21 protein-coding genes are annotated in these 19,914 nt (G+C 53.8%); 1 reads left to right on the plus strand and 20 read right to left on the minus strand.

Going from position 1 to position 19,914, the window contains the following annotated elements; translation table 11 throughout:
* The first annotated feature begins 26 nt into the window (after positions 1–26).
* Positions 27–695 carry a 6-phosphogluconate phosphatase gene (gene yieH / locus C8D90_RS09205; RefSeq protein WP_115458141.1) on the plus strand — a complete coding sequence of 223 codons (669 nt, stop codon included), beginning with the start codon at positions 27–29 and terminating at the stop codon, positions 693–695.
* Here the strand turns inward: yieH and C8D90_RS09210 are convergent, their stop codons facing one another.
* The 20 genes from C8D90_RS09210 to rsmG form a co-directional block, all read right to left on the minus strand.
* Entirely contained in the window at positions 696–1,436 is a 741-nt protein-coding gene (locus C8D90_RS09210; protein ID WP_115458142.1) for an amino acid ABC transporter permease, read from the minus strand.
* 1 nt (position 1,437) lies between these two features.
* Positions 1,438–2,178: an amino acid ABC transporter permease gene (locus C8D90_RS09215; RefSeq protein WP_115458143.1), complete on the minus strand. Its 741-nt coding sequence runs from the start codon at positions 2,176–2,178 to the stop codon at positions 1,438–1,440.
* A 70-nt stretch (positions 2,179–2,248) separates the two neighbouring features.
* Positions 2,249–3,082, minus strand: coding sequence for an ABC transporter substrate-binding protein (locus C8D90_RS09220; RefSeq protein WP_115458144.1), 834 nt, complete (start codon positions 3,080–3,082; stop codon positions 2,249–2,251).
* Positions 3,083–3,293: 211 nt separating this feature from the next.
* The gene (gene phoU / locus C8D90_RS09225) at positions 3,294–4,022 is read right to left on the minus strand and encodes a phosphate signaling complex protein PhoU (RefSeq protein ID WP_115458145.1); all 729 of its coding nucleotides are present in this window, start codon (positions 4,020–4,022) and stop codon (positions 3,294–3,296) included.
* Positions 4,023–4,035: 13 nt separating this feature from the next.
* Positions 4,036–4,812 (minus strand): phosphate ABC transporter ATP-binding protein PstB, encoded by a 777-nt coding sequence (gene pstB, locus C8D90_RS09230; protein ID WP_115458146.1) that lies wholly within the window; start codon positions 4,810–4,812, stop codon positions 4,036–4,038.
* Positions 4,813–4,866: 54 nt separating this feature from the next.
* Positions 4,867–5,754, minus strand: coding sequence for a phosphate ABC transporter permease PstA (pstA, locus tag C8D90_RS09235; RefSeq protein ID WP_115458147.1), 888 nt, complete (start codon positions 5,752–5,754; stop codon positions 4,867–4,869).
* 1 nt (position 5,755) lies between these two features.
* Complete coding sequence (gene pstC, locus C8D90_RS09240; RefSeq protein ID WP_115458148.1) at positions 5,756–6,727, minus strand: phosphate ABC transporter permease PstC; 972 nt, start codon at positions 6,725–6,727, stop codon at positions 5,756–5,758.
* Positions 6,728–6,802: 75 nt separating this feature from the next.
* Entirely contained in the window at positions 6,803–7,843 is a 1,041-nt protein-coding gene (pstS, locus tag C8D90_RS09245) for a phosphate ABC transporter substrate-binding protein PstS (protein ID WP_115458149.1), read from the minus strand.
* 158 nt (positions 7,844–8,001) lie between these two features.
* Positions 8,002–9,831, minus strand: a complete 1,830-nt coding sequence (glmS, locus tag C8D90_RS09250; RefSeq protein ID WP_115458150.1) for a glutamine--fructose-6-phosphate transaminase (isomerizing) — start codon at positions 9,829–9,831, stop codon at positions 8,002–8,004.
* Between the two features lie 192 nt (positions 9,832–10,023).
* Entirely contained in the window at positions 10,024–11,394 is a 1,371-nt protein-coding gene (glmU, locus tag C8D90_RS09255) for a bifunctional UDP-N-acetylglucosamine diphosphorylase/glucosamine-1-phosphate N-acetyltransferase GlmU (RefSeq protein WP_115458151.1), read from the minus strand.
* 276 nt (positions 11,395–11,670) lie between these two features.
* The gene (locus tag C8D90_RS09260) at positions 11,671–12,090 is read right to left on the minus strand and encodes a F0F1 ATP synthase subunit epsilon (RefSeq protein ID WP_115458152.1); all 420 of its coding nucleotides are present in this window, start codon (positions 12,088–12,090) and stop codon (positions 11,671–11,673) included.
* 19 nt (positions 12,091–12,109) lie between these two features.
* Positions 12,110–13,492 carry a F0F1 ATP synthase subunit beta gene (gene atpD, locus C8D90_RS09265; protein WP_115458153.1) on the minus strand — a complete coding sequence of 461 codons (1,383 nt, stop codon included), beginning with the start codon at positions 13,490–13,492 and terminating at the stop codon, positions 12,110–12,112.
* 33 nt (positions 13,493–13,525) lie between these two features.
* Entirely contained in the window at positions 13,526–14,389 is an 864-nt protein-coding gene (gene atpG, locus C8D90_RS09270; protein ID WP_115458154.1) for a F0F1 ATP synthase subunit gamma, read from the minus strand.
* A gap of 57 nt (positions 14,390–14,446) precedes the next feature.
* Entirely contained in the window at positions 14,447–15,988 is a 1,542-nt protein-coding gene (atpA, locus tag C8D90_RS09275) for a F0F1 ATP synthase subunit alpha (RefSeq protein ID WP_115458155.1), read from the minus strand.
* A gap of 12 nt (positions 15,989–16,000) precedes the next feature.
* Positions 16,001–16,534: a F0F1 ATP synthase subunit delta gene (atpH, locus tag C8D90_RS09280; RefSeq protein WP_115458156.1), complete on the minus strand. Its 534-nt coding sequence runs from the start codon at positions 16,532–16,534 to the stop codon at positions 16,001–16,003.
* A 14-nt stretch (positions 16,535–16,548) separates the two neighbouring features.
* Entirely contained in the window at positions 16,549–17,019 is a 471-nt protein-coding gene (gene atpF / locus C8D90_RS09285; RefSeq protein ID WP_115458157.1) for a F0F1 ATP synthase subunit B, read from the minus strand.
* A gap of 63 nt (positions 17,020–17,082) precedes the next feature.
* Entirely contained in the window at positions 17,083–17,322 is a 240-nt protein-coding gene (gene atpE / locus C8D90_RS09290) for a F0F1 ATP synthase subunit C (protein ID WP_000429386.1), read from the minus strand.
* Positions 17,323–17,367: 45 nt separating this feature from the next.
* Positions 17,368–18,147: a F0F1 ATP synthase subunit A gene (gene atpB, locus C8D90_RS09295; protein ID WP_115458158.1), complete on the minus strand. Its 780-nt coding sequence runs from the start codon at positions 18,145–18,147 to the stop codon at positions 17,368–17,370.
* Between the two features lie 39 nt (positions 18,148–18,186).
* Positions 18,187–18,564, minus strand: coding sequence for a F0F1 ATP synthase subunit I (atpI, locus tag C8D90_RS09300; RefSeq protein WP_115458159.1), 378 nt, complete (start codon positions 18,562–18,564; stop codon positions 18,187–18,189).
* A 614-nt stretch (positions 18,565–19,178) separates the two neighbouring features.
* Positions 19,179–19,805, minus strand: a complete 627-nt coding sequence (rsmG, locus tag C8D90_RS09305) for a 16S rRNA (guanine(527)-N(7))-methyltransferase RsmG (RefSeq protein WP_115458160.1) — start codon at positions 19,803–19,805, stop codon at positions 19,179–19,181.
* Between the last annotated feature and the right edge of the window lie 109 nt (positions 19,806–19,914).

Below are 19,914 nucleotides of genomic sequence, written 5' to 3' on the forward strand. Positions count from 1 at the left end.
ATCCGCCTGACTGACAAGGAAATACCGTGAAACAAGTGAACTGCATTTTCTTCGACTGTGACGGCACCCTGGTTGACAGCGAATTACTGTGCAGCAAGGCATATGTCCATATGTTTGCACATTACGGCGTACATTTACCGCTGGAGCAAACGTTTAAAGAGTTCAAAGGCATCAAGCTGTACGAAATCATCGATCGGGTGCGCGCCCGCCATCCGTTTACGGCCACGCAGGATGAGCTGGAAGTGCTGTACCGTCAGGAAGTCGCCCGCTTGTTTGACACCGAACTTGAAGCCATTGCACATGCCGACGAGCTGTTGGCGCAGGTAAATGTCCCCATGTGCATCACCTCAAACGGGCCGGTAAGCAAAATGCAACACTCGCTGGGAATGACCGGCATGCTGCACTACTTCGGCGATCATCTTTACAGCGGATACGACATTCAGAGCTGGAAGCCTGAGCCGGATCTGATGTACTACGCGGCAAAAGGCATGGGCGTCAACGTCAGTGAATGCATTCTGGTTGATGACTCGCCACACGGCGCACATGCCGGCATCGCCGCCGGAATGCCGGTGTTCTATTTCTGCGCCGACGAGCATAATCCGCCCATCGATCACCCGCTGGTCACTACCTTCCACGATCTGCGCGAACTGCCGGCATTGTGGAAAGAAAAGGGGTGGTCGCTTACCACCGGCTAATCAGCTCGCCGGCATTGCCGGCTTATTCTGCCACCAGCGCCGCCGGCTTTCCGTTTTTACGCCGGCGGGAGCAAAACGCCGGTTTAATCCGCTTGCCACCACGTCCAGCAGCAGACACATCACGAAGTAAACGGCGGCAACAAACAGGAAAACTTCCATGGGATAAACCATGCTGCGGTTATTCACCTGCGTAGCAAGGAAGGTCAGCTCGCCCACGCCGACGATATAGGCCAGCGACGTGTCTTTAATTAACGCAATCCACTGATTAATAAAAGAAGGCACCATCATCCGCAGCGCCTGCGGCAACACCACGAACCACAGCACCTGCCAGCGATTAAAACCCAGGGAAAGCCCGGCCTGCCACTGGCCGCCACCGATCGCCGTAATGCCGGCGCTGACCGCATGGGCCAGATACGCGGAGGCAATCAGCGTCAGCGCGCACACAACGGTAGTGATTTCGGGAATATCCACGCCAAATACGATGGGCAGCAGAAAGTAAGTCCAGAAAATCAGCATGATAACCGGGATAGCGCGGAAAAAGCCAAGCACCATCGCCAGCAGACCACTCACCCAGCCGCGCGACATCGCCAGCAAAATCCCCAGCAACGTGCCCAACAGCGCCGACGCAACGCCGGCAATCAGGCTGATAACCAGCGTCAGCGCCGCGCCGCCCAGCGGACCGTCAGGGTATTGCCCCCACAGCATATAGCCGAGGTTGTCATGAATAACGGTAAAGTCCATCTCAGTAATTCCCCCTCACCCGGCGACGCTGCTGATGCCACATTCCCCAACCTTCCATCAGCGCGATAATCAGTACATACAACAGGGTTGCCACGCCAAAAGCCTGGAAAGTTTTCAGCGTTTCGGTTTCCACCTGGCGTGAGGCATATGACAGCTCAGCTACGCCGATCGCCATCGTCAGCGATGAGTTTTTAATGATATTCATGTACTGCCCGAGCAACGGCGGTAAAGCGATTTTAACTGCCTGCGGCAACACCACGTAACGCATGCTTTGCCAGGCGCTCAACCCCAGCGCCTGAGCGGCATATTTCTGCCCGCGCGCCACACCGCGCACGCCGGCTCGGATTTCTTCAGCGACAAAAGCCGCAGAGTAAAGCGTCAGCCCGAACAATCCGGCCAGAAACTCAAACGACGGCCAGGCCAGCGTCCACCCGGCGATGATCTGCTCATGGGGCGTATTCAGCCACTGCATTAACCCGGACGGCAGCAGCTGACCTGCGCCGAAATACCAGAAGAACAGTTGTACCAACAGCGGCGTATTGCGAAATACCGAACTGTAAGCCACCACGGGCAGGCTTAAACCGCGGTGGTTGCTGTCACGCAGGGCGGCAAGCGCCAGCCCCAGCAAGGTGGAAAAGAAAATGGCGCAGACGGAAATGACCAGCGTAATAAGAAAGCCGGACCACAACCACTCCAGATACTGCGGAGCGAGCACCCATGCGTAAAACGAGTCCCAATTCATGGCGTTGCCTGAAACGTAAAATGCGCAGCCTTACGCTGCGCAACAGAGGAAAACCGGCTAACCGCGTCGGTTACAGCTTACTGACATCCACCGGCGCGACTTTAAAATCACCACGCGGCTGGGCTGACTTGGTATCCGGCCCGAACCAACGGTCGTAAATCTTCACCAGCTCGCCGGAGCTTTCGAGGCCATTCAATACCTCATTAACCTTGCCGGTCAACCGATCCTCGCCCTTCGGCAAACCGATGCCCTGATACTCTTTGGTGATGCTGAAAGGGGAAATTTCAAAATCCGCCTTCTGCGCTTCCGGCACGTTCGCCAGCAAACCAACCAGTTTGGCGTCGTCCTGCGTTATGGCCTGTACGTTACCGTTACGCAGCGCGGCGAAAGCCAGCGGCGTATCGTCATAAGAAATCACCTTCGCGTCGGGGTACTTATTACGCAGGGTAATTTCCTGTACCGTGCCTTTATCCGCGCCGATACGCAGCTTGGCGATATCATCGGGTTGCTTCAGCACGCCTTTGCGGGCAATAAATTTCTGTCCGGTACGGAAATAGGGTTCGCTAAAGTTCACCTCTTTCGCCCGTTCAGCGGTAATAGTGAAGTTAGCGGCAATCAGATCCACCTTTTTAGACACCAGCAGCGGAATCCGGTTAGCTGGGTTCGTCGGGCGCAGCTCAACCTTCACGCCCAGCGCTTTGCCGATTTCATTCGCCACATCTACGTCATAACCCACCAGCTTGTGCGTTTGCGGATCAACAAAGCCGAACGGCGGATTGCTGTCAAACACGGCGATTTTAACCACGCCCGCTTTTTGAATGTCATCAAGCTTGTCGGCCTGCGCCAGGCCGGATACGCCGATCAACCCGGCCAGCAGGGTGACGGATAATGCGAATCTTTTCATGAAGGCTCCTAACTCTCTGATGTTCAGTAATTATCTGCGGACAGTTCAGGTAACTTACGCTCAGCATGCATAGAGCCGGAAATAATATAAAATGATATGAATATAACCTTTGGTTTCATCAATAAGAAAAGCCCCCGGAAACCAGCAAATTAGCGGCGTCCGGGGGCTTTTACATATGATTAATGCCCCATCTTATTCTTAAAACAGAATGTTATGTGGACGGGTTGTTGTCCTTAGCCAGGAGTCTGTCCAGCGCATCGCCGCCAAGATGACGGAAATCCTGCCCTTTGACGAAATAAAAAATAAATTCGCAGATATTTTGGCAGCGATCGCCGATGCGCTCAATGGAGCGGGCGCAGAACAGCGCGGTCAGTACGCTGGGAATGGTGCGAGAGTCTTCCATCATGTAGGTCATCAGCTGACGCACGATGCCTTCATATTCCTGATCAACCTTCCTGTCTTCACGGTAGATACGGATCGCCTCGTCCAAATCCATACGCGCAAAGGCGTCCAGTACATCATGCAGCATCTGAACGGTATGACGCCCCAGCGACTCCAGGCTGACCAGCAGCGGCTGATGCTGCTGGGAAAACTTTTCCAGCGCGGTACGGCAAATTTTATCCGCCACGTCGCCGATGCGCTCCAGCTCGGAAATCGTTTTGATTATCGCCATCACCAGGCGCAAATCGCTGGCGGTAGGCTGCCGCTTGGCGATAATTTTCACGCAGGCCTCATCAATAGCGACCTCCATCATGTTGACCTTACTGTCGCCTTCGATAACGCGCTTAGCCAGCTCGGCGTCCTGATTGTGCATCGCAGTGATGGCGTCGGTCAGCTGTTGCTCCACCAATCCGCCCATGCGCATCACCTGGGTACGGATATGCTCCAGTTCCGCATTGAACTGGCCGGAAATATGCTTGTTTAAGTTCAGGTTATCCATCTTATCTCTCTCATCAACCATAGCGGCCAGTGATGTAGTCTTCAGTTTGCTTCTTCGCAGGCGACGTAAACAGGGTGTCAGTATCTTTAAACTCAATCAACTCCCCGAGGTACATAAACGCGGTGTGATCGGAGCAACGCGCCGCCTGCTGCATGTTATGGGTGACGATCACCACGGTGTAATCCTGCTTCAGCTCGGTAATCAGCTCTTCAATTTTGCCGGTAGAAATCGGGTCCAGCGCTGAGCAAGGCTCATCCAGCAGCAACACTTCCGGACGAATGGCGATACCGCGGGCGATGCACAGGCGCTGTTGCTGGCCCCCGGAAAGGCTGTAACCGCTCTGATGCAGCTTATCCTTTGACTCGTTCCACAGCGCCGCCTTGGTCAGCGCCCACTGTACGCGTTCATCCATGTCAGCGCGGGAAAGCTTTTCAAACAGGCGCACGCCAAAAGCGATGTTGTCATAAATTGACATCGGAAACGGCGTCGGCTTTTGGAACACCATGCCCACTTTCGCGCGCAGCAGGGCGACATCCTGGCTGTCGGTCAGGATATTTTTGCCGTCCAGCAGGATTTCACCTTCTGCATGCTGTTCGGGGTAAAGCTGGAACATCTTGTTGAAGGTACGCAGCAGCGTTGATTTCCCACAGCCGGAAGGGCCGATGAATGCCGTAACCTGGTTACGGGCGATATCCAGGGAAATGTTCTTCAGCGCGTGGAATTTACCGTAATAGAAATTCAGATCGCGCACCTGAATTTTGCTGGAAGTCATGTCAATAGCCATGCTCATATCGTCGTCTCTCTTTTCTTTCCGGGCGCCGCCGCAGCCACGCCGCAAATTTATTTAGTATTTCTTTTTAGCGAACAGCACGCGCGCCAGAATGTTCAGCAACAACACGCACAACGTAATCAACAGTACGCCGGCCCAGGCCAGTTGCTGCCATTCGGAGAACGGACTCATCGCGAATTTGAAAATCGTTACCGGCAGGTTAGCCAGCGGCTGCATCATGTCCGTGCTCCAGAACTGATTGGACAGGGACGTAAACAACAGCGGCGCGGTTTCCCCGGCGATGCGGGCAATCGCCAGCAACACGCCGGTGAGAATGCCCGACACGGACGCCTTCAGCGTAATGGCGGAAATCATCTTCCACTTTGGCGTACCTAACGCATAGGCCGCTTCACGCAGACTATCGGGCACCAGTTTGAGCATGTTTTCCGTCGTACGGATAACGATCGGGATCTGCAACAGCGCCAGGGCAATCACGCCCGCCCAGCCGGAGAAGTGCTGCATTTTCGCCACCACGATGGTGTAAACGAACAGCCCGACGACGATAGACGGCGCGGAAAGCAAAATATCGTTGATAAACCGGGTGACGGAAGCCAGCCAGGATTTACGCCCGTACTCCGCCAGATAAATGCCGGCCATGATGCCAAGCGGCGTACCAAATACGGTCGCCCACAGGATCAACAGGCCGCTGCCCGCCAGCGCATTCGCCAGCCCGCCGCCCGCTGTGTTCGGCGGCGGCGTCATTTCGGTAAACAGCGCCAGCGACATACCGTCCATGCCGCGGGTCACGGTGGATACCAGGATCCAGATTAACCAGAACAGACCGAAGGCCATGGTCGCCATCGACATCATCAGGGCAATGCGGTTTTTATTGCGCCGCCATGCCTGCATCTTGCGGCGGGAATCGTCCACTACTTGTGCGTTTTGCATATCCATCGTCGCCATGTTAACGCCCTTCATTCTTTGCCAGACGCAGGATCATCAGCTTTGATAAAGCCAACACGATGAAAGTAATCACGAACAGAATCAGCCCCAACTCCATCAGTGCGGAAGTGTGCAGGCCGGACTCTGCTTCGGCAAATTCATTCGCCAGTGCGGACGTGATGCTGTTACCGGGCATAAACAACGAGGCGCTGTCGAGCTGGTAGGTATTGCCGATGACGAAGGTCACCGCCATGGTTTCACCCAGCGCGCGCCCCAGCCCCAGCATGATGCCGCCGATTACCCCGTTCTTGGTGTAAGGCAGCACGATGCGCCAGATGACTTCCCAGGTGGTACAGCCGATGCCATAGGCCGACTCTTTCATCATCACCGGCGTTTGTTCGAACACATCGCGCATCACCGCCGCAATGTAGGGAATGATCATGATTGCCAAAATGACCCCGGCGGCGAGAATGCCGATGCCGAACGCCGGGCCGGAAAACAGCTCGCCGACGATGGGAATGCCGGAAAGTACGTTGCCCAGCGGGGTCTGGAAATATTCGGCAAACAACGGCGCGAAAACAAACAGCCCCCACATGCCGTACACGATGCTGGGGATCGCCGCCAGCAGCTCAATCGCTACACCAAGCGGACGCTTAAGCCATCCCGGCGCCAGTTCGGTAAGAAACAGGGCAATACCGAAACTCACCGGCACGGCGATAATCAGGGCAATAAGCGAGGTCATCAGGGTGCCGTAAATCGGCACCAGGGCGCCGAATTGTTCGGCGGGGGCGTCCCACTCTTTGGTCCAGAGGAAAGCCAGCCCGAATTTTTGAAAACTGGGTACCGAGGCGAAAATCAGCGAAATGATGATACCGCCCAATAATAAAAGGGTAATCAGCGCAGCCAGCCTTACCAGCGCGCTAAAAATAACATCGCCATTCTTTCCCGGCGCTTTTATCGTCGGCTGTTTTTTTGGTAGCGGATAATCAGCCATGAGCTTCTCTTTCTTTAACGGATAGGTGTGGTTTTTCCGGCGCCTTCCCACCGGGAAGCGCGCCGGACAACATCATCAGTAAAGTGCTTTACCGCTGCTGTCTTTTACGCTGGTTTTCCAGGCGGCGCGGATCTGCTCAATAACGGACTCAGGCAGCGTGGCGTAATCCAGTTCATTAGCCTGTTTACCGCCGTTTTTGTAAGCCCAGTCAAAGAACTTGAGCACTTCAACGCCCTGCTCCGGTTTGCTTTGCGCTTTGTGAACCAAAATGAAGGTGGTTGAGGTGATCGGCCATACGTTGTCGCCCTTCTGGTTAGTCAGGTCCTGAGCGAACGTTTTGCTCCAGTCCGCGCCTTTGGCGGCGTTGCTGAAGCTGGTTTCATCCGGGCTGACCGCATGGCCGTCAGCAGAAACCAGTTTGGTGTAAGCCAGCTTATTCTGCTTGGCGTAGGCGTACTCCACGTAACCGATGGAGCCCGGCAAACGCTGTACAAACGCTGCCACGCCATCGTTCCCCTTGCCGCCCAAACCGGTCGGCCAGTTTACCGTGGTGCCCGCGCCGATCTTGTCTTTCCACTGTGCGTTAACTTTCGCCAGGTAGCTGGTGAAAACGTATGAGGTGCCGGAACCGTCAGCGCGACGTACTACGGCGATGTTCTGATCCGGCAGTTTTACTCCTGGGTTCAGTTTGGTGATAGCCGGGTCATTCCATTTTTTGATATTACCCAGATAGATATCACCCAGGGTCTGGCCGTCCAGCACCAGTTCGCCGGACTTCAGGCCCGGAACGTTAACCGCCAGCACAACGCCGCCGATCACGGTAGGAAACTGGAATAGGCCGTCAGCCGCCAGTTTGTCGTCAGTCAGAGGTGCATCGGAAGCGCCGAAGTCTACGGTTTTGGCGGTGATTTGCTTCACGCCGCCGGAAGAGCCGATGCCTTGATAGTTAACCTTGTTGCCCGTTTCTTTTTGGTAAGAATCTGCCCACTTGGCATAAACCGGCGCGGGAAACGTGGCACCGGCACCGGTCAGGCTGGCAGCGGCGAATGCAGACATAGCAGTCAGAGAGCAGGTCGCGGCCATGATTCCGGCTACGGTGGTACGTATCAGTTTCATATTCCCTCCTGGGGAAGCGTTATTGGTATTTCAGGTTAATTAGGATGCAGGAGGGAAAATAAGGCAGTTTGATGACAGTAAAATGTATGGGATATGACAGTTTTATGACAATTGATAGATAGAAAACAGGCCCCGTCAGGGGCCTGTAAAGTAAGGCTTTATTCTACCGTTACCGACTTCGCCAGGTTACGCGGCTGGTCAACGTCCGTTCCCTTAATCAGGGCAACGTGGTAGGAGAGCAGCTGCAACGGCACGGTATAGAAAATCGGTGCGGCAATTTCTTCCACGTGCGGCAGCGAAATGATCGTCATACCTTCACCGCTGGTAAAACCGGTATCCTGCGCGGCGAAAACGTAAAGCTGGCCGCCGCGGGCGCGGACTTCCTCAATGTTGGATTTGAGTTTTTCCAGCAGTTCGTTATTCGGCGCCACCACTACCACCGGCATATCGGAATCGATAAGCGCCAGCGGGCCGTGTTTCAGTTCACCGGCTGCGTAAGCTTCCGCGTGGATATAGGAAATCTCTTTCAGCTTGAGCGCCCCTTCCATGGCAATCGGGTACTGATCGCCACGGCCGAGGAACAACGCATGATGTTTATCCAGGAAGCATTCCGCCAGCCTTTCAATGTCCTTGTCCAGGTAGAGAAGCTGCTCGATGCGGCTCGGCAACGCCTGCAGCGCATGAACAATTTCATGCTCCGTCTCTTCCGGCATGCTGTGCAGGCGACCGATACGCGCCACCAGCATCAGCAATACGGTTAACTGAGTGGTGAATGCCTTGGTGGAGGCCACACCAATTTCCGTGCCGGCTTTGGTCATCAGCGCCAGATCGGACTCACGCACCAGCGAGGAACTGGCTACGTTACAGATCGCCAGCGATCCCAGGTAACCGATCTCTTTGGATAAACGCAACGCCGCCAGGGTATCTGCTGTTTCACCGGACTGGGACAGCGTGATAATCAGGCTGTTTTTGCGCACTGCTGATTTGCGGTAGCGGAACTCCGACGCGATTTCCACGTCACAAGGCACGCCGGCCAACGCTTCAAACCAGTAACGCGCCACCATACCGGAGTGGTATGAGGTACCACAGGCGATGATCTGCACATGCTCTACTTTAGACAGCAGCTCATCGGCTTTTTCACCCAGCTCGCTGAAGTCGATCTTACCGTGGCTGAAACGCCCTTCCAGGGTGTTTTTTATCGCCTGCGGCTGCTCGTAGATCTCTTTTTGCATGTAGTGGCGGTATACACCCTTATCACCAGCGTCGTACTGAACGTTGGACTCGATCTCCGGACGAATGACCTCATTACCCAGTTTATCGATAATCGTCACCGAACGACGGGTAACTTCCGCGATATCGCCCTCTTCCAGGAAGATAAAGCGACGGGTCACCGGCAGCAGCGCCAGTTGGTCCGAAGCAATAAAGTTTTCCCCTACGCCACAGCCAATCACCAGCGGGCTGCCTGAGCGGGCGGTAACCAATACACTGGGATCGCGGCTGTCCATCACTACGGTGCCATAAGCCCCGCGCAGTTGAAGAATAGAACGGCGAACCACTTCAATCAGGGAGCCACCCTGTTTTTGTTCCCAGTGCACCAGGTGCGCAATTACCTCGGTGTCGGTTTCCGACACAAAACGGTAACCACGCTCGATGAGCTGGGTACGAAGCTCTTCATAGTTTTCGATGATGCCGTTATGTACCACGGCAATATGTTCAGAAATATGCGGATGCGCATTCTGCTCAGTCGGTTCGCCGTGCGTTGCCCAACGGGTATGGGCAATACCGGTGCCGCCGACCATCGGTTCTTTCTCTACCGCGTCCGCCAGGGACTGAACCTTACCAACCCGGCATATGCGCTGCATATGGCCCGGCTGATCGATAACCGCCAGCCCTGCGGAGTCATAACCGCGGTATTCCAGACGGCGTAACCCTTCTAACAGAATTTCAGCAATATCTCGTTGCGCGACTGCGCCAACAATTCCACACATGGTGTTAATTTCCTTGATCGGGGTTTGTTGATGCAAACCCTTACGATGCCTGTAGATCTGACAGATTCCGGCTTTGCCGGGGTCCCCGAGCCTTGTAGAGAGTTGGGGTTATTATGTTTTGCTTTACGCCCTGATAACGATAAGACGCAAAGCAAAACCTTCCGGAGCGCAGAAGCCCCGGAAGCTGAACGCTTATTTTTTCTTGGTCGGACGCTGCCAGCCTTTAATGTGAACCTGTTTCACCCGGCTCAATATCAGTTCGTCGTCACCAACGTCGTCCGTCACCGTCGTGCCGGCGGCAATGGTAGAACCTTTACCCACGCTGACCGGTGCGATCAGTTGGGTATCCGAGCCGACAAACACGCCATCGCCGATGATGGTTTTGTATTTATTGGCACCATCATAGTTACAGGTAATGGTACCGGCCCCGATATTAACGTCATCGCCAATCTCGGCGTCTCCCAGGTAAGAGAGATGTCCGGCTTTAGAACCTTTGCCCAGGTAAGCTTTCTTCATTTCGACAAAGTTGCCGACATGGGCGCCCTGCGCCAGCTCAGCGCCCGGGCGCAGACGGGCGAACGGCCCGACGGTGCATTCCGCTGCCAGAGTGGAATCTTCAATCACGCTGTAAGGGCTGATTTCACAGTCATCACCGATCACGCAGTTCTTCAGCACGCAACCGGCGGCAATCCGTACGCGATCCCCCAGCGTAACCTTGCCTTCGATGATAACGTTGCTGTCGATGGTGATATCACGTCCGTGAGTCAGTTCGCCGCGCAGATCAAAACGGGCCGGATCCAGCAACATCACGCCGGCCAGCAGGAGTTTCTCTGCTTGTTCAGCCTGATATACACGCTCCAGCGTCGCCAGTTGCAGGCGGTTATTCACGCCTTCAACCTCGCTCAGGCGGTCAGGATGCACAGCTTCAATGCGGTTCCCTTCCTGATGCGCCAACGCGATGATGTCGGTAATATAGAACTCACCCTGCGCGTTGTTATTGTTCAGAAGGGCCAGCCAGCGTTTTAAGTCACGCCCGGCCGCAACCAGGATACCGGTATTGATCTCGTTGATTTTGCGCTGCTCATCGCTGGCATCTTTATGTTCTACGATGCCCGTTACCGTGCCGTTCTCACGTACGATACGGCCATAGCCGCTGGGATCGTCAAGCTTAACGGTCAACAGGCCGATACCGCCCTGCGGCTTGGCGGCCAGAAGGCGATCCAGCGTTGCCGAGGAAATCAGCGGCACGTCGCCGTACAGCATCAATACGTCTTCGTCGTCGGCAAAATAGGGAGCTGCTTGCTGCATAGCGTGCCCCGTACCCAATTGCTGGGCCTGCAACACCCAATTCACCGGCTGCGTTGCCAGCTTCTCCTTAAGCAGATCGCCGCCGTGGCCGTATACCAGATGCACATGCTGCGCGCCCAGCCCCAGAGCGGTATCGATAACGTGCTGCACCATCGGCTTTCCTGCCAGCGGATGCAACACTTTAGGGAGATCGGAATACATACGCGTACCCTTGCCAGCGGCAAGAATAACCACGCTCAACGCATTGTTCGACATAAGCAACCTGATTCATTCAAATTGATGGGCAAAGTAAACCTGTTCGCTAACAGAATTACTACATATTTTTCAACACAAAATGTCCGCAGGCCGCACCGGCTGCGGGATACACAGATAATAAATAACTCTGAGTAAAATGGGAAAAACTGTCGGTGAATAACGACGATCTTAACGCGGTTTAAGGAGAGTTAAACAAGAGTATTCTTGTTATGCGAGGCTTATTTCCGGCATAAAAAAAAGCGGCCATTCCGGCCGCTTTTTTACTCAATTTTCTGCTTACATCACTTTCTTGGTCAATTCGATAACGCGCAGTTTCGCGATCGCTTTGGCCAGTTCAGCCGATGCCTGAGCATAGTCAACATCGCCATGCGAGTTGCGAATGTGTTCTTCCGCTTTACGCTTAGACTCCATCGCACGCGCTTCGTCGAGGTCAAGACCACGGATGGCGGTATCCACCAGCACGGTAACGGCGCTCGACTGCACCTCAAGGATGCCGCCGGACAGGTAGATATACTCTTCCTCACCGTGCTGCTTAACGATACGCACCATGCCAGGCTTAATGGCAGTAAGCAGCGGGGCGTGACCGGGATAAATACCCAGTTCACCTTCACTACCCGTCACCTGGATTTTTTGCACCAGCCCGGAGAACATTCTTTGCTCCGCGCTGACGACGTCCAGATGGTAAGTCATAGCCATATCACCCTCCTATCAGGCGTTACATTTTCTTGGCTTTTTCCACGGCTTCTTCGATGGTGCCAACCATGTAAAACGCCTGCTCCGGCAGGTGGTCGTAATCACCGTCCATAATCCCTTTAAAGCCGCGGATCGTGTCTTTCAGTGATACGAACTTGCCCGGAGAACCGGTAAATACTTCCGCCACGAAGAACGGCTGGGACAGGAAACGCTGGATCTTACGCGCACGGGCTACGACCAGTTTGTCGTCTTCTGACAATTCGTCCATACCCAGAATCGCGATGATGTCTTTCAGTTCCTGATAACGTTGCAGGATGGACTGTACGCCACGGGCTACGTCATAGTGTTCCTGACCAACAATCAGCGGATCCAGCTGACGGCTGGTGGAGTCCAGCGGGTCAACGGCCGGGTAGATACCCAGGGATGCGATCTGACGGCTCAGTACCACGGTTGCGTCCAGGTGAGCAAAGGTGGTTGCCGGAGACGGGTCAGTCAAGTCATCCGCCGGTACGTATACTGCCTGTACGGAGGTGATAGAACCGGTTTTGGTCGAGGTGATACGTTCCTGCAGTACGCCCATCTCTTCCGCCAGCGTCGGCTGATAACCTACTGCTGAAGGCATACGGCCCAGCAGTGCGGATACTTCAGTACCGGCCAGGGTATAACGGTAGATGTTATCGATGAACAGCAGAACGTCGCGGCCTTCGTCACGGAATTTCTCCGCCATGGTCAGGCCGGTCAATGCCACGCGCAGACGGTTTCCCGGCGGCTCGTTCATCTGACCATATACCAGGGATACTTTATCCAGAACGTTGGAGTCGGTCATTTCGTGGTAGAAGTCGTTACCTTCACGGGTACGTTCACCAACACCGGCAAATACGGAGTAACCGGAGTGCTCGATCGCGATGTTACGGATCAGCTCCATCATGTTTACCGTTTTACCTACACCTGCACCACCGAACAGACCGATTTTACCGCCCTTCGCGAACGGGCAAATCAGATCCATTACCTTGATACCGGTTTCCAGCAGTTCCTGAGAGTTTGACAGCTCTTCATAGCTCGGCGCCGCGCGGTGAATCGCCCAACGCTCTTCTTCGCCGATGTCGCCTTTCATGTCGATCGGGTCGCCCAGAACGTTCATGATACGACCCAGCGTCGCTTTACCCACCGGTACTTCAATCGGGTGATCCAGGTCTTCAACATCCAGACCACGGCGCAGGCCGTCAGAAGAACCCATCGCGATGCAGCGCACAACGCCGCCGCCCAGCTGCTGCTGAACTTCCAGTACCAGCTTACTGGCACTGCCTTTCACCTCAAGCGCGTTATACACTTTCGGCACGGCATCCTGCGGGAACTCCACGTCCACCACAGCGCCGATAACCTGGATAATCTTTCCAGTAGCCATCTTGAATCCTCTACGTAATTCGTAAACCTAGCCTTAAACCGCTGAAGCGCCCGAGACAATCTCGGTGAGCTCCTGAGTGATGCTGGCCTGACGAGCTTTGTTGTAAACCAACTGCAGCTCTTTGATCAGGTTGCCGCCGTTGTCGGTTGCTGCCTTCATCGCAACCATACGTGCGGCCTGCTCACTGGCCAGGTTTTCCACGACGCCCTGATAAACCTGTGATTCCACATAGCGGCGCAACAGGGTATCCAGTAGCACCTTAGGATCGGGTTCGTACAGGTAATCCCATGATTTCTTCTTCAACTCGCTGTCGTCTGCCGGTGGCAGCGGTAACAACTGAAGGATCTGCGGCTCCTGGGACATGGTATTGATGAACTTGTTGTTCACGATATACAGCTTGTCCAGGCGCCCTTCGTCATAAGCCTGCAGCATCACTTTCACCGGCCCGATCAGCTCGGACAGGGAGGGGGTATCCCCCATACCAGTTACCTGAGCGACAACATTGCCGCCAACAGAACTGAAGAAAGAGACTGCTTTGGAGCCAATCAGCGCCAGATCGACCTGAACGCTTTTTTCACTCCAGCTTTTCATATCCACCAGCAGTTTTTTGAACAGGTTAATGTTCAAACCACCACACAGGCCGCGGTCGGTAGAAACCACCAGATACCCAACGCGCTTGATTTCGCGCTCTTCCAGGTACGGGTGTTTATACTCCAGATTTCCTAACGCAAGATGACCGATCACCTTGCGCATGGTCTCTGCATACGGACGGCTGGCCGCCATGCGATCCTGCGATTTACGCATTTTGGAGGCGGCGACCATCTCCATCGCTTTTGTGATCTTTTGCGTGTTTTGCACGCTGGCGATCTTGCTTCGTATCTCTTTTGCGCCGGCCATCTCAGCTTCTCCTCAAAACCTTACGGCCTTCCGGTTTCCCGTCAGGCCGTAGCGGCATTACCAGGACTGGGTTGCTTTGAAGGAATCGAGGATGCCTTTCAGCTTGCCTTCGATTTCGTCATTGTAAGCGCCGGTCTGGTCGATCTGCTGCATCAGCTCGGCGTGCTCGCGTTCTACGAAAGCGTTCAGCGCGGCTTCGAAGCTGCCAATCTTAGCCAGTTCCACATCTTCCAGATACCCACGCTCGGCGGCGAACAGCACCAGCGACTGCTGGGCGACCGACATCGGCGCATACTGCTTCTGCTTCAGCAGTTCGGTAACTTTCTGACCGTGGCTCAGCTGTTTACGGGTAGCATCATCCAGATCGGAAGCAAACTGAGAAAACGCAGCCAGTTCACGGTACTGCGCCAGCGCGGTACGGATACCGCCGGACAGTTTCTTCATGATCTTGGTCTGAGCGGCGCCACCCACACGGGATACGGAAATACCCGGGTTTACCGCAGGACGGATACCGGCGTTAAACAGGTTGGATTCCAGGAAGATCTGACCGTCAGTGATGGAGATAACGTTGGTCGGAACGAACGCCGATACGTCACCTGCCTGGGTTTCAATGATCGGCAGCGCCGTCAGAGAACCGGTCTGTCCCTTAACTTCACCTTTGGTGAAGTTTTCAACGTATTCCGCGTTAACACGCGCTGCACGCTCCAGCAAGCGGGAGTGGAGATAGAATACGTCGCCGGGGAATGCTTCACGTCCCGGCGGACGACGCAGCAGCAGGGAGATCTGACGATAAGCGACGGCCTGCTTGGACAGGTCATCATAAATAATCAGCGCATCTTCACCGCGATCGCGGAAATATTCGCCCATCGCGCAACCGGCGTACGGCGCCAGATATTGCAGCGCGGCGGATTCAGAAGCAGAAGCCACAACCACGATGGTGTTAGCCAGCGCGTCATGTTCTTCCAGCTTGCGCACCACGTTCGCAATGGTAGAAGCTTTCTGACCAATGGCGACGTAGATACACTTAATGCCGGAATCACGCTGGTTGATGATGGCGTCGACGGCCAGCGCGGTTTTACCGGTCTGACGGTCGCCGATGATCAGCTCACGCTGACCACGACCGATCGGGATCATGGCGTCAACGGACTTATAGCCGGTCTGTACCGGCTGATCGACGGACTGACGTTCGATAACGCCCGGCGCGATCATTTCTACAGGAGAAAATCCGTCGTGCTCAACCTGGCCTTTACCGTCAATCGGCTCACCCAGGGTGTTTACCACGCGGCCCATCAGGCCACGACCGACCGGCACTTCCAGAATACGGCCGGTACACTTCACTTTCATGCCTTCGGCCAGGTCCGCGTACGGCCCCATGACCACCGCACCTACGGAGTCGCGCTCCAGGTTCAGTGCGATAGCGTAGCGGTTGCCCGGCAATGCGATCATCTCGCCCTGCATGACGTCCGCCAGACCGTGAATACGGATGATACCGTCACTCACGGAAACGATAGTACCTTCGTTGTGAGCTTCGCTCACCACATTGAACTGAGCAATGCGCTGCTTGATCAGTTCGCTGATTTCGGTGGAATTCAGTTGCATGCTCCAGTCCCCTTAAGACTGCAAGACGTCTGTCAGGCGCTCAAGACGGCCGCGAACGCTGCCGTCGATCACCATGTCACCCGCGCGGATCACCACACCAGCAATGACAGACTTATCAATTTTGCAATTCAGCTTCACTTTACGTGACAGACGTTTTTCCATTGCCGTGCTGATTTTTGCCAGTTGTTCGTCACTTAATGTTTTCGAGGAAATGACTTCCACGTCAACCGTGGCCTCCAGCGAATCACGCAGCGCAATAAATTGCTGCAACACTTCAGGAAGAACCTGCAAACGTCCGTTTTCCGCCATGACCCGAATCAGGTTACGGCCGGATTCGTCGAGCTGATCGCCACACACTTCGATGAACGTATTCGCCAGCGTTTCCGGCGCCAGAGCCCCGGACAGCATATCGGCAACGCTTTCGTTGCGTGTAACTTCGGCAGAGAACGCCAGCATATCCTGCCAGCGCGCTATATCCTTGTGCTCAACGGCAAAGTCAAAAGCTGCTTTGGCGTAGGGGCGAGCTACCGTGATAAATTCAGACATCAGCCCCTCCCTCCTTACAGTTCAGCGACCAGTTTATCAACGATGTCGCTGTTGGCAGCTTCATCCACGGAACGTTCGATAATTTTCTCGGCGCCAGCAATCGCCAGCATAGCGACCTGCTTACGCAGTTCTTCACGGGCGCGCTTACGCTCCGCGTCGATTTCAGCCTGCGCCTGCGCTACGATTTTATTGCGTTCCAGCTCGGCTTCCGCTTTCGCTTCATCAACGATCTGAGCTTTGCGCTTGTTGGCTTGCTCAATGATCACCTGGGCTTCCGCTTTCGCTTTTTTCAGTTGGTCGGTCGCATTGGCTTGCGCTAAGTCCAAGTCTTTTTTAGCCCGTTCCGCACTGGAGAGACCATCAGCAATTTCTTTCTGACGCTTCTCAATGGCAGCCATAATCGGCGGCCATACATACTTCATGCAGAACCAGACAAACAGGACGAACGCGATGGCCTGGCCGAGGATTGTTGCATTAAGATTCACAGCACAATGCCTCTTAAATTAGTTAATAAGTTTGAGTTTCCGGTTGCAGGGGACAAAACCCGACTACGCCACGGCAAACATAACGTACAAGCCCAGACCAACCGCGATCATCGGGATAGCATCCACCAGACCCATTACGATAAAGAACTGTGTACGCAGCAGGGGAATCAGATCCGGCTGACGAGCCGCACCTTCGAGGAATTTACCACCCAGGATGCCGATACCGATCGCAGCACCGATTGCCGCCAAACCCATCATCACAGCGGCAGCCATGTACAGCAGATCCATATTCAGGTTTTCCATGACAGTCTCCAGTTTGTTTCAGTTTAAACGCAAGTGTTGTTGAAATTAATGCTCTTCAGACGCCATCGACAGATAGACGATCGTCAGAACCATGAAGATAAAGGCTTGTAGCGTAATGATCAGAATATGGAAGATCGCCCACGGAACGTTGAGCAACCACTGTGACCACCACGGCAACAGACCGGCAATCAGGATGAAAATCAGCTCGCCGGCATACATGTTACCGAACAGTCGCAAACCAAGAGAGACCGGCTTGGACAACAGGCTGACGCCTTCCAGAATCAGGTTAATGGGAATAAATACGGGATGATTGAACGGCTGCAGGGTCAGCTCTTTGACGAACCCGCCCACGCCTTTCATTTTGATGCTGTAGAACAGAATCAGGATAAATACGCCCAGCGCCATGGACAAGGTGACGTTAACGTCAGCAGTCGGTACCACGCGCAGCGCCGGCAGGCCCAGGAAGTGCTCGCCGATGTACGGCAGCAGGTCAATAGGCAGCAAATCCATCAGGTTCATCAGGAACACCCAGACGAACACCGTCAAACCCAGCGGGGCGATCAGCTTGCTCTTACCGTGGTACATATCACGTACGCTGTTGTCGACGAAACCGACGATCATTTCCACCGCACACTGTAACTTACCCGGAACGCCGCTGGTGGCGTTCTTCGCCACCTTGCGGAAAATCACCAGAAAGAGCAGGCCCAGGACTACGGAGAAAAACATCGAATCGATGTTGATCGACCAAAAGCCCGTTCCGATCTGAAGCTGTGTCAGATGGTGACCGATATACTCTTGCGGCGTAGAGATTTCTCCTGCAGACATGATGCCTCTTACCCTTTAAGTAGTTAATACGGTAACGATTTATTGATTTCTTATTACTGCCGGCGCCAGCACAGAGACCACCAGCACCGTAACATACGTCAGGCCAAGCGGGAAAAACGCCGCTTTAAAGATCCCTAACGCAACGATCAATAACGCGATCGTGCAAAACACCTTCAGCGCCTCTCCGATGGCAAAAGACCATGCGACCTTCCCTTCGGCGGGAGTGCGGGTCTGATGACACCAGGCAAAAAACATGAACATCACGTTGGGCAACCAGGCCGCTAACCCGCCGAGAAGGGCAGAAAATCCCCACTCCGGCGCTTTTAAAGCAAAACCTGCGCCAAACAGAACAAAAGTCAGTAGCTGCAAAGCCAGCAACTTACCGGCGACTTTGCCACTGTAGAGCCTTACAGACATGACGTTTGCTCTCTCCGTAACCCACAGATTGAGTGACGTATAACACTGCCTTTGCGTTCCTGAGTCAAGCGACAAAAAACGTGCAAATTATACGGGCCACACCAGCAAATTCAATGCATAAGTAGCGAAAAGGTGAATAATAATTTAAATATTGTCACACTTTGCAATATTCCCGAAATTTCCCGTTTCTGTCACCTACGTATTGAAATGTAATGACTTATTGAAATTACATTTTAGGCCGTGCGTTCGATCACAAAAATGAACTCATAAAAACTTATACAGCATGTGGTTTTAAACTGTCTTTAGCCAAAAAGGCTTTTTAATTATTTGAAAAATCATAATGTTTCTTTTTATATCACTTGGTTTACGCCATACACCCAAATGAAACAATTTATTGACAATTACCGTTAATTAAGAAAGCTTTTTATTGTCAAATTGTCATTCAAAAACAAAACTGCCTTAACACGCAGTGATGGTGAATTATTATGCATTCCCTTCATTTCACATCTGCCGATGTAAAAAACAGGTAAACACGAAAACCGCCAAAAATTCAGTTAACGAATAATGATTCCCCATCTATAGGGGATAAAAATGTCGTGTTTGTTTGATGAAACTCAAACTTGATTGAGCTTTAAAACCACCAGATGGCGCTCACCGTCCAGTGCCGGTACGTGTAATTTTTCAACCGACTCCAGCGCAATGCCCTGCGGCAAAGACGCAAGCTCATCATCCGGACGTGTTCCTTTAAGTGCGTAAAAACGCCCTTTCTCCGGTTCGGGGAGATGGCGGCACCAGGAAACCATATCCTGCAAAGACGCAAATGCCCTGCTGATCACGCCGTCGAAAGGCGGCTGTGCCGGAAACTCTTCAACCCGGCTCTGCACCGGCTCAATATTGCTTAATTTGAGTTCATGCTGAACCTGCCGCAGGAAACGAATGCGTTTTCCCAGGCTGTCCAGCAGAGTGAACTGCGCGTCAGGCATCATGATGGAAAGCGGTATACCCGGTAATCCGGGGCCGGTTCCCACGTCGATGAAACGTGTTCCGCGCAGGAACGGCGCCACAACGATACTGTCCAGAATATGGCGAACCAGCATTTGCTCAGGATCGCGCACAGACGTCAGGTTATAGGCCTTGTTCCACTTGTGCAGCATCCCGACGTAATCCAGCAATTGTTGTTTCTGCTTACCGGTCAGCGTAATGCCGGCCTGGTCCAAAAGCACGTCGAGTCGTTGTTGCACAAAAAACCTCGGTTTATGAAAAATATCAGGCGCTATGATGCAGGGAATTCGCGGCAGAAGAAAGCCTAAGACACGAAAACCGCCGTTTCAGGCGGTTTTCTGTGACAAG

The organism is Enterobacillus tribolii, assembly GCF_003363015.1.
Classification (GTDB): Bacteria; Pseudomonadota; Gammaproteobacteria; order Enterobacterales; family Enterobacteriaceae; genus Enterobacillus; species Enterobacillus tribolii.

Excerpts from the sequence above, each read along its gene's own strand:
- atpG (WP_115458154.1), bottom strand. The coding sequence starts at position 14,389 with ATGGCCGGCGCAAAAGAGATACGAAGCAAGATCGCCAGCGTGCAAAAC.
- pstS (WP_115458149.1), bottom strand. The coding sequence starts at position 7,843 with ATGAAACTGATACGTACCACCGTAGCCGGAATCATGGCCGCGACCTGC.
- atpA (WP_115458155.1), bottom strand. The coding sequence starts at position 15,988 with ATGCAACTGAATTCCACCGAAATCAGCGAACTGATCAAGCAGCGCATT.
- C8D90_RS09215 (WP_115458143.1), bottom strand. The coding sequence starts at position 2,178 with ATGAATTGGGACTCGTTTTACGCATGGGTGCTCGCTCCGCAGTATCTG.
- glmS (WP_115458150.1), bottom strand. The coding sequence starts at position 9,831 with ATGTGTGGAATTGTTGGCGCAGTCGCGCAACGAGATATTGCTGAAATT.
- C8D90_RS09210 (WP_115458142.1), bottom strand. The coding sequence starts at position 1,436 with ATGGACTTTACCGTTATTCATGACAACCTCGGCTATATGCTGTGGGGG.
- atpB (WP_115458158.1), bottom strand. The coding sequence starts at position 18,147 with ATGTCTGCAGGAGAAATCTCTACGCCGCAAGAGTATATCGGTCACCAT.
- pstC (WP_115458148.1), bottom strand. The coding sequence starts at position 6,727 with ATGGCTGATTATCCGCTACCAAAAAAACAGCCGACGATAAAAGCGCCG.
- phoU (WP_115458145.1), bottom strand. The coding sequence starts at position 4,022 with ATGGATAACCTGAACTTAAACAAGCATATTTCCGGCCAGTTCAATGCG.
- C8D90_RS09260 (WP_115458152.1), bottom strand. The coding sequence starts at position 12,090 with ATGGCTATGACTTACCATCTGGACGTCGTCAGCGCGGAGCAAAGAATG.
- atpI (WP_115458159.1), bottom strand. The coding sequence starts at position 18,564 with ATGTCTGTAAGGCTCTACAGTGGCAAAGTCGCCGGTAAGTTGCTGGCT.
- glmU (WP_115458151.1), bottom strand. The coding sequence starts at position 11,394 with ATGTCGAACAATGCGTTGAGCGTGGTTATTCTTGCCGCTGGCAAGGGT.
- C8D90_RS09220 (WP_115458144.1), bottom strand. The coding sequence starts at position 3,082 with ATGAAAAGATTCGCATTATCCGTCACCCTGCTGGCCGGGTTGATCGGC.
- atpE (WP_000429386.1), bottom strand. The coding sequence starts at position 17,322 with ATGGAAAACCTGAATATGGATCTGCTGTACATGGCTGCCGCTGTGATG.
- pstA (WP_115458147.1), bottom strand. The coding sequence starts at position 5,754 with ATGGCGACGATGGATATGCAAAACGCACAAGTAGTGGACGATTCCCGC.
- pstB (WP_115458146.1), bottom strand. The coding sequence starts at position 4,812 with ATGAGCATGGCTATTGACATGACTTCCAGCAAAATTCAGGTGCGCGAT.
- atpD (WP_115458153.1), bottom strand. The coding sequence starts at position 13,492 with ATGGCTACTGGAAAGATTATCCAGGTTATCGGCGCTGTGGTGGACGTG.
- atpH (WP_115458156.1), bottom strand. The coding sequence starts at position 16,534 with ATGTCTGAATTTATCACGGTAGCTCGCCCCTACGCCAAAGCAGCTTTT.